At 70.8% G+C, this 4,230-nt stretch carries 3 protein-coding genes and 1 pseudogene; 1 reads left to right on the top strand and 3 read right to left on the bottom strand.

Annotated features, from left to right (window positions below):
- The 3 genes from ND747_RS20165 to ND747_RS20175 form a co-directional block, all read right to left on the bottom strand.
- The coding region (locus ND747_RS20165) for a DUF948 domain-containing protein (protein ID WP_251735407.1) at positions 1–445 on the bottom strand (445 nt) is incomplete at its 3' end.
- A 178-nt stretch (positions 446–623) separates the two neighbouring features.
- On the bottom strand, positions 624–2,096 hold the full coding sequence (locus ND747_RS20170; protein WP_374216279.1) for a replication-associated recombination protein A: 1,473 nt from the start codon (positions 2,094–2,096) through the stop codon (positions 624–626).
- Positions 2,097–2,142: 46 nt separating this feature from the next.
- Positions 2,143–3,036, bottom strand: a complete 894-nt coding sequence (locus ND747_RS20175) for an MHYT domain-containing protein (protein ID WP_251735409.1) — start codon at positions 3,034–3,036, stop codon at positions 2,143–2,145.
- An 890-nt stretch (positions 3,037–3,926) separates the two neighbouring features.
- Between ND747_RS20175 and ND747_RS20180 the strand changes: the two are divergent.
- Positions 3,927–4,230, top strand: a pseudogene (locus ND747_RS20180) (hypothetical protein); the annotation flags it as partial.

Genomic DNA, 4,230 nt, shown 5'->3' on the forward strand with positions numbered 1-4,230 from the left:
CCGCGCCGCCGCGGCGGGCCGCCTTCTCCGTCTTGAGCTGCGTCTTCACCCGAGACTCGACCTCCGACCGGGTGCGCTTCGCCGCAGCCTTGCGCACGCCGTAGCTGAACGCCGCCACCCGCACCATCGGACCGCCAAGGGTCGCGGCGAACAGCGACGTCAGCGACGAGACGTTCGTGGTGATCGACTGGACGTTCGCCGTGATCGCGTCGACCCGGTCAAGCTCCTTGTTGACGTGGGCGAGTGCCACGTTCACCTCGTCGACCGTCGCCCCGGCCTGGCGGACCCGGGCGGTCCCCTCGTCGATGGCGGCACCGGTCTGGCGCACGCGCGCGGCCGCCTCGTCGAAGATTCGGCCGAGTTTGAGCAGGACGAAGCAACCGAAGAGGGCGAGCACCGCGAACGCGCCGGACGCGATCAGGCCCGCGACCGCTCCACCGGACATATGTGCTCCCTGCCTCCGTCGTCGTGAGATCATCCTCGTGCGGGGATCACTGCCGTGAGGGGATCATCGTCGTTATGGGTCGGTGGTTGACCTTACCGAGGCATCCGCCTCGACCACGGGTAGCCCCCACCGCCGGCCGCGGGTACCCGGCCGCCGCCGGTCGGTCCGTGTCCTGCCGTCAGGTCTCGCCGTCGCGGTCGCTGACCGGATCGTCGGTCGCGGTGTCGGTGCCACGCACGACGGCGCGCAGCTCACGCAGGCGCTCGGTCGCACGACGTTCGAAGCCGTTGCCACCGGGCACGTAGTAGTCGGCGCCGACCAGTCCGTCCGGCGGATACTGCTGGCCGACGACTCCGCCCGGCTCGTCATGGGGATACCGGTAGCCGGCGCCGCTACCGGCGCGGGCGGCCCCCGGGTAGTGGGCGTCACGCAGATGCGGCGGGACGGACCCGGCCCGCCCGGCCCGCACGTCGACAGTGGCCGCGTCGATGGCCCGGATCACCGCGTTCGACTTCGGCGCGAGCGCCAGGTGGATGACCGCCTGGGCAAGCGCCAGCCGAGCTTCGGGCAGCCCGACGAGATCCAGGGCCTGCGCCGCGGCGACCGCGACCCCGAGCGCCCCCGGATCGGCCATCCCGACGTCCTCGCTGGCCAGAATGATCATCCGCCGGGCGACGAACCGCGGGTCCTCGCCGGCCTCCAGCATCCGGGCCAGATAGTGCAGGGCGGCGTCGGGATCCCCGCCACGCATCGACTTGATGAACGCGCTGACCACGTCGTAGTGCTGGTCGCCGGAGCGGTCGTAGCGCACCGCCGCCCGGTTGACCGCCTGCTCGAGCACGTCCACCTCGAGCCGGACCGCAGCCGTCTCGGGACTGGTGGAGTCCTCGGGACGGCCAGGGGTCTCGGCAAGCAGGGCCTCGGCGCCGGCCTCCAGGATGGTCAGGGCCCGGCGGGCGTCGCCGCCAGCGAGCCGGACGACGTGCTCGCGGGCGGCCGTGCCCAGCTCGACCCGTCCACCGTAGCCGCGGGGGTCGCGCAGGGCCCGGTCGAGCACACCGCGGATGTCGTCCTCGGTGAGCGGCTCGAGGGTGAGCAGCAGCGAACGGGACAGCAACGGGCTCACCACCGAGAAGAACGGGTTCTCGGTGGTCGCCGCGACGAGTGTCACCCAGCCGTGCTCCACGGACGGCAACAGCGCGTCCTGCTGGGTGCGGGTGAAGCGGTGCACCTCGTCGATGAACAGCACGGTGCGGGCGCCCGAGGCCCCGCGGGCGCCCCGCGCCTCGTCGATGACCGCGCGGACGTCACGCACCCCGGCCGTGACCGCGGACAGTTCCCGAAAGCGCCGCCCGGTCGCCCGCGACACGATGTGGGCCAGCGTCGTCTTCCCCGTGCCCGGTGGTCCCCACAGGATCACCGAGGTCGTACCGCCGCCCTCGACCAGTCGCCGCAGCGGGCTGCCCGGACCGAGCAGATGGCGCTGACCGACGATCTCGTCCAACGTCGCCGGCCGCAGTCGGGCGGCGAGCGGCGACACCGGCCCGCCGCCGGACGGGGACGTGGCCGGGGCGGAGGGCGCGGCGGTGGCCGGCCGGACGGACCGGGGCGCCGCCGGGTCGAACAGGTCGGCCGGGTCGAACAGGCTCACCGTCCCACCGTACGACCCACCGGCCCGCCGGCCGTGACCGCGTGATCTAGTGAGAGTTCGGCGGCTCGGAGAAGCTTCCCCGCCACACGGGCGTCGGCGCCGGCGGCAGGTACTCCTCGCTGGGGGTGGGCGTCGGGACGACGGGCGCACTCGGCCGCACACGGCCCGTTCGGGCCATCGTCAGCGCACCGGACTCGGTCACCCCGCCCATCGCCGAAAAGATGACCACGGCCAGCACGGAGAAGGCGATCACGCAGACGATCGGAGCGAGGGCGATCGGATCCGCCCCGTCAACGTGCAGGTCATTTCCCGCGATCAGGGCAGGATCGGCCGCGACCCGGGTGGCTGCCATCGCCGTGTAGTGCATGCCGCAGACGGCGGCCGCCATGACCATCGAGGCGACCACGACATGTCGGCCGGTCCGCACCCGGAAGGCGATCCACAGCGCGGCGGTGGCGGCCGCGACCGCGATGGCCAGGGAAAGGGCGACCACCGGCGTCCGGTAGGTCACCACACCGCCGGTGTGCATCGCCGCCATACCGGTGTAGTGCATGGCCGCAACACCCAGCCCGGCGATCAGACCACTTGCTCCCAGCCACCCCAGGCTGTGCGGATGGCGCGCGACCAGCGTGAGCCCCAGTGCGGACGCGCCGATGGCGATGAGCAGCGAGAGTCCCGTGTAGGGCAGGCCGTAACGCAGATCCAACCCGGATACCTGGTAGCCGATCATTCCGATGAAATGCATCGACCAGACCGCCCCACCGCCCAGCGAGACGGCGGCGGCGATCGTCCACCGGGAGCGCTCCCGCCCGTTGGACAGGGGGATCCGGATCGCGCTGACCAGCGCCGCGAACGAACCGATCAGGGCGAGCCCAACCGACACGACGACGAACAGCAGGTCCTGGCTTGCATGCTGGTGAACAGCCGACGCAGCGATCACTTGACTCCCCCTTGGCGTGTACCCGAGCTCCACAGATTTAGCACGACACCGGATTAAAACCAAATGAAACGGCAGAGCGATAATCGCGATGCGGAAATATATACTTAATGTCCATACGGTGCAAGTTGGACAAAGTTTCACGACCGTCGGACACCGCGGTTGCTCCGCATCAACCATGACCGGCCCCGGCGCCCTTCGCCGCCCGCCGGTCGGCCGCGTACCGGCCAGACCAATCCCGAGCCTCCTTGGCGACCACCACGCTGAGCACCGGACCTGTGATGACTCCGTTCGGTAACCATCTCTAACGATCGGCTTGGTCGACCACCCCGGCCGCCGCGTCGACGAATCCGGACGACCCGGAAACGGTTGGTCCGGACCGGCCGGTCCGGACACCGTCGACACGACCCGCGAGGTGGCGGGACCGCCCGGGCCGACCCCGCGGACCGGGCACAGCCGGTCGGCTGCCATCACCTTCGGGTGGAGATCAGGACACCGAACGGAATTTTCCCGTCGCCCGTCAGGTGACCTCTTCCGGTCACCCTTCTCCGGAACCTCCCCAGGGCCGTCACGGTGACCACGAACACCCGCCCGTCGAGACCACGCACAGGACACGGAAAATACGTCATCTTGCTTGACAGAAGTCGATGTGGCCGATTTTCATACCCCCGGGCACTCCGTTACCCCAAAAGACCACTTATTCTTTATCCGGCGGCCTATCCGGGCAATGCGCCGCGGTATGGTTCGACTGGCCGGTTTGCCTGCGCGGATGGCCCGCCGCACCGGATGTGAGATATGACCCCCGCCCCGTCTTCGGTCGTTCCCGCGCGGACCAGGTCCCACTGGACGCAGAACCGAATTCAGCCCGGATTCAGCCCGGAAAGGTGCAGCACATGAGCGCGTTCCCGCCCACCCGCACCCGCACTGCCCGAACCGTCGCCGCCCGGCCCCCCGCCGCGCGCGCCACCCACGCCGGCGGCGCCCGTCCGGCATCGACAGGAACCACGACGGCAGCAGCCACGGCGGCAGCAGCAGCCACGGCGGCGGACGTGCCGGCCAGGCTGCCCGCGTCCCCGGGGGTGGGCAGCCTGGCGGTGAGCGTTCCCCCGCAGGCTTCAGGGGCGGCGAACCGGGTTGGTCAGCACGTGCGGGTACCCAAGACCGCCGAACTCGTCGCCGCCCACCTACGCCGCCAGA

Source organism: Frankia sp. R82 (assembly GCF_023716925.1).
Taxonomy (GTDB): domain Bacteria; phylum Actinomycetota; class Actinomycetes; order Frankiales; family Frankiaceae; genus Frankia.